The sequence below is a fragment of the Pseudomonas protegens genome (assembly GCF_003732485.1).
Lineage (GTDB): Bacteria > Pseudomonadota > Gammaproteobacteria > Pseudomonadales > Pseudomonadaceae > Aquipseudomonas > Aquipseudomonas protegens_B.
Window position 1 is genome coordinate 34,943 of sequence record NZ_MOAK01000034.1, and the last position, 3,057, is coordinate 37,999.

Here is a 3,057-nt window from a genome sequence, read left to right on the forward strand (position 1 = left end):
CGAGGTCTGGGCCATGGCCGAGTCCGACACCCGCCAGATCAACCGCGTGGTGTCATACCCCTGCTGACGTGCCTTGCTCAGCAACTCTTCACGCACCGTCTCATTGACCTCCTTGGTCCGCGACAGCAGCCACAGGTAACGGCGGTTCGGATTGCCGACAATGGCGGTCTTATAGTCATCGCTGACATACAGCACCCAGTAGTCGCCCTTGGTCGCACCCGGCAGCAGCCGCGAGAACCAGTTATCGAACTCGACCCAGAGCTTGTCGGTCTTGCCCGGCACCTGAGGCGTGGCCGTGCCACGGGCCTCCTCCCACTTCCATTCAGGGGTCAGGCAGCGGTTGAGCACCGCCACGTTGCCCTCTGGCAGCAAGGTGTAGCGGGCCTCGGATTGTGCGCAGTTGCGCTGGAAATACATCGGCAACCGCGCCAACTCGTACCAGGTCCCCTGATAACGCTTGAGATCGACGTGATTAACAGTCTTGGGCGCCAGCGAATCGTCCCGGGACGTGGCGCAGCCGGCCAGTAGCAGGCCAACCAGAAGAGTGACAACAAAACGCATCATTATTTTTCTCCCGTGGGCCCGAAGCCCCGGTTTTTACTTCAGGCCTTGCCCGGAAAACATCAGAACCTTGTCACCGGCATACTGCACGCTGATAAAGCTGTTCTTGTCGCCCCAAGTGCAACTGGACATGCCCAGCGCGCCCGAACAGTCAGTCGGCTTGCCCAGGAGTTGTTCGACCTCGGCCTTGGGCATGCCCGCCGACAGCTTGGAATAGTTTTCCTGATTGACCTTGCTGCACGCAGCCAGCAGCACGCAGAACGACAACAGAGCGAGAGAACGCAGGGACATGGTGAACTCCTGGACGAAAGGGGGAAGGCCTGTCAGCCAACCAGAAGCTTAGAAGAGAAAACCCCCTTCTGGTTCCCCGGTCAGCCGGGTATTTCTTGCCCGGCACCCTGGGCATTTTCCCGGTAAATCAAACACCTTTTCGCCTTGTCCTGCTGTTCGTCGGTTTTTCTCCCGGAGGCCTCATCTTCAGTAATGGCCAGTCGACATAACTGCAGCGCAAAGCCCTCCACTGTGGCAAATTGACGCCCCTCGTTGACCAGCCCATCGCGGTAGTTCATTTAATGACCAGCAATATGAAATTCAGCCACAAGATCCTGCTTGCCGCTGCCCTTGTGGTGGCCGTCGCGTTCGCCTGTTTTATTCTGTTCAATGACTACCGACAGCGTGAGGCCCTGCGCAGCAGCACCGAGTCCACCATGCAGGAACTGGGCAGCCTGACCACCAGCAACATCCAGACCTGGCTGGAAAGCCGCATCCAGCTCCTGCAATCCTTGGCCCAGCAGATCGCCGTGGACGGCAAAGGCGCCGACAGCCTGAAACGCAGCGTCGGCCTGCCCGCCTACACCAGCAACTTCCAGCTCAGCTACTTCGGCGACCAGGACGGCGTGATGTTCTCGGTGCCGGCCGGCAACCGTGCCGCCGACTATGACCCCCGCGCCCGGGGCTGGTACAAGGCGGCCAACAGCGCCCAACAAACCATAGTCACCGAACCCTACATCGCCGCCTCGTCCGGCAAGCTGGTGATCACCGTCGCCACCCCGGTGCAGCACCAGAACCAGATGATCGGTGTGGCCGGTGCCGATATCGACCTGTCGAGCATCAGCGCCATCATCAACTCGCTGAACTTCGGCGGCCATGGCCAGGCCTTCATCGTCAGCGCCGACGGCAAGATCCTCATCCATCCCGACAGCAAGCTGGTACTCAAGAGTCTCGCCGAGGCCTATCCCGCCGGCGCACCGAGCATCAGCCCCGGCCTGAAAGAAGTGCAGTTGAACGGCAAGACCCAGTTCATCTCCTTCACCCACGTCAACGGCGTACCCTCGGCCGACTGGTACGTAGCCCTGGTCCTGGACAAGGACACCGCCTTTGCCGTGCTCAGCGAATTTCGCACCTCGGCGATCATCGCCATGCTGATCGCGGTGGTGATCATCATCAGCCTGCTGGGCATGCTGATCCGCATCCTGATGCAGCCACTGCACCTGATGGGCCGTGCCATGCACGACATCGCCGAAGGCGAAGGCGACCTGACCAAGCGCCTGGTGATCCATGGCCACGACGAGTTCGGCACCCTGGGTGTGTCGTTCAACCGTTTCGTCGAACGAATCCACAGCTCGATCCGCGAAGTTTCCTCGGCCACCGGCCAGGTCAACGAAGTGGCCCTGCGGGTGGTCGCCGCTTCCAACTCGTCGATGTTCAACTCCGACCAGCAAGCCTCCCGCACCAGCAGCGTGGCCGCCGCCATCAATCAGTTGGGCGCCGCCGCCCAGGAAATCGCCCAGAACGCCGCCCTGGCCTCGCAACACTCCAGCGACGCCCGCAGCCTGGCGGAAGACGGCCAGCAGGTGGTGGACAAGACCATCGCCGCCATGCAGCAACTGTCGGCGAAGATCAGCAGCTCCTGCGACAACATCGAGACCCTCAACAGCAACACGGTGAACATCGGGCAGATCCTCGAAGTCATCACCAGCATTTCTCAGCAGACCAACCTGCTGGCCCTCAACGCCGCCATCGAAGCGGCACGGGCCGGGGAAGCCGGCCGCGGTTTCGCGGTGGTGGCGGACGAGGTGCGCAACCTCGCCCACCGCACCCAGGACTCGGCGCAGCAAGTGCAGAAGATGATCGAGGAGCTGCAAGTGGGCGCCCGTGAAGCGGTGGGCACCATGACCGAGAGCCAGCGCGAGAGCGAAAGCAGCGTCGGCATCGCCAACCAGGCCGGCGAACGCCTGGGCAGCGTGACCCAGCGCATCGGCGAGATCGACGGCATGAACCAGTCGGTGGCCACCGCCACCGAAGAACAGACCGCCGTGGTGGAGTCGATCAACGTCGACATCACCGAAATCAACACCCTCAATCAGGAAGGGGTGGAAAACCTGCAAGCCACCCTGCGCGCCTGCGCCGACCTGGAACAACAGGCCAAGCGCCTGCAGCATCTGGTGGGCAGCTTCCGTATCTGAGGAACAGCTTCGCCGGCAAGCCGGCTCCTAC

At 61.9% G+C, this 3,057-nt stretch carries 4 protein-coding genes and 1 pseudogene; 2 read left to right on the top strand and 3 right to left on the bottom strand.

Annotated elements, in window-relative coordinates; translation table 11 throughout:
* From BLX41_RS05740 to BLX41_RS05750, 3 genes are all read right to left on the bottom strand, one after another.
* Nucleotides 1–564, bottom strand: a 564-nt coding sequence (locus tag BLX41_RS05740) for a lipocalin family protein (RefSeq protein WP_123724256.1), incomplete at its 3' end; no start/stop codon positions are given.
* Between the two features lie 33 nt (nucleotides 565–597).
* The gene (locus BLX41_RS05745; RefSeq protein WP_011058771.1) at nucleotides 598–852 is read right to left on the bottom strand and encodes a hypothetical protein; all 255 of its coding nucleotides are present in this window, start codon (nucleotides 850–852) and stop codon (nucleotides 598–600) included.
* Between the two features lie 80 nt (nucleotides 853–932).
* Entirely contained in the window at nucleotides 933–1,130 is a 198-nt protein-coding gene (locus BLX41_RS05750) for a hypothetical protein (RefSeq protein WP_123724123.1), read from the bottom strand.
* 138 nt (nucleotides 1,131–1,268) lie between these two features.
* On the opposite strand from BLX41_RS05750, the pseudogene BLX41_RS37200 reads away from it, so the two are divergent.
* Together BLX41_RS37200 and BLX41_RS37205 are read left to right on the top strand one after the other, a co-directional pair.
* Nucleotides 1,269–2,168, top strand: a pseudogene (locus BLX41_RS37200) (HAMP domain-containing protein); the annotation flags it as partial.
* Between the two features lie 93 nt (nucleotides 2,169–2,261).
* Nucleotides 2,262–3,026 carry a methyl-accepting chemotaxis protein gene (locus tag BLX41_RS37205; protein ID WP_404942744.1) on the top strand — a complete coding sequence of 255 codons (765 nt, stop codon included), beginning with the start codon at nucleotides 2,262–2,264 and terminating at the stop codon, nucleotides 3,024–3,026.
* Nucleotides 3,027–3,057: the final 31 nt, after the last annotated feature.